This is a genomic window from Acidovorax sp. KPB24-07 (assembly GCF_057543315.1).
In genome coordinates this window covers 1-1,228 of sequence record NZ_BAAJYS010000675.1, presented here as the reverse complement: position 1 = coordinate 1,228, position 1,228 = coordinate 1, and the positions used below count along the sequence as shown (strand labels likewise).

At 70.3% G+C, this 1,228-nt stretch carries 2 protein-coding genes; both read right to left on the bottom strand.

From position 1 onward, the window contains the following. The coding region (locus AC27IQ_RS24920; protein ID WP_487091206.1) for an aminotransferase class I/II-fold pyridoxal phosphate-dependent enzyme at nucleotides 1–347 on the bottom strand (347 nt) is incomplete at its 3' end. Beyond that, nucleotides 344–1,228: amino acid ABC transporter substrate-binding protein (locus AC27IQ_RS24915; RefSeq protein WP_487091205.1), on the bottom strand; the 885-nt coding region annotated here is incomplete at its 5' end. The genes AC27IQ_RS24915 and AC27IQ_RS24920, both read right to left, overlap by 4 nt.

The following is a 1,228-nucleotide window of genomic DNA, read 5'->3' as shown; positions in this document are numbered from 1 at the left end:
CCCGTGCCCACGGTGATTTCGTCCAGGGCGAAGTCCAGGCCGTTGTCCCGCCGGAACTTCTCGCGCACGGCCTCCTTCATCGCCGGGCTGCCGTCCAGCACCGTGTAGCGGGTCTCTCCGCGCGCCAGCGCCCGGCGCGCCGCCTCCAGGATGTGGTCGGGCGTGTCGAAGTCGGGCTCGCCCGCACCCAGCACGATCACCGGCCGGCCCGAGCGCTTGAGCGCGTTGGCATGGTCCGTGATGCGCAGGATGGGCGACACGCCCAGCGCCGCGATGCGCCGCGCGGGCGTGAACGCGCTGGGCGGGGCTGCGCCATTGGCAAGGGCGGTGGGCAGGGTGGCGGTCATTTGAGGTAGGCCTCCAGCGGCTTGTCGTTGGGCGCCGCGATCAGCTGCCGCAGCGTGCCGCTCATGGGCAGGTTCAGGCTCAGGTTGCGCGGCGGGATGGGGCTGGTGAACCACTTGGCGTAGATCTTTTCCAGCTCGCCCGTCTGCATCAGCCGCACCAGCACGCCGTCCACCCCGGCCTTGAACGCGGGGTCGTCCTTGCGGAACAGCAGCGCGATCGGCTCCGATCCCATCGGCTCACCCGCGATGCGGTAGGCCGCCGGGTCCTTGGAAGTGGCAATGGCGCCCGCCAGCAGGTTGTCGTCCAGCACGAAGGCATCGGCGCGGCCCGACTCCATCAGCAGGAAGCTCTCCTGGTGGTCCTTGCCCAGCAGCGTCTTGATGGGGGCGCCCAGCGCGCGCTCCTGCTTGCGCAGCATCTGCACGGCCGTGGTGCCGGCCGACGCGGCCACGGTGCGCCCGCCCAGTTGGCTGACCGAGTTCAAATCCGAATCCGCGCGCACCGCCATGCGCACCTCGCTCACGTAGGTGGTCACGGCAAAGGCCACCTGCTGCTGGCGCGCCGTGTTGTTGGTGGTGGGCCCGCAGCCGATGTCGATGGTGCCGTTCTGCACCAGCGCCAGCGTGTTCTGCGCGGTCACCGCCATGTATTCGAGCCAGGCCTGCGGCGCGATCTCCTTCATCACGCGCTCGCACAGCTCCACGTGGTAGCCCACGAACTTCTCGTTCGCGCCCAGGGCGTAGGCCATGGGCGGCGAGGCCTCGCGCACCCCCAGCACCACCTTGCCGGCGGCCTTGATCTTCTCCAGCGTGGGCTGCTGCGCCGATGGGTTGGCGGGCGGTGCGGACGCCTGCGCGGCGGCTGCGCCGCACCAGAAAAA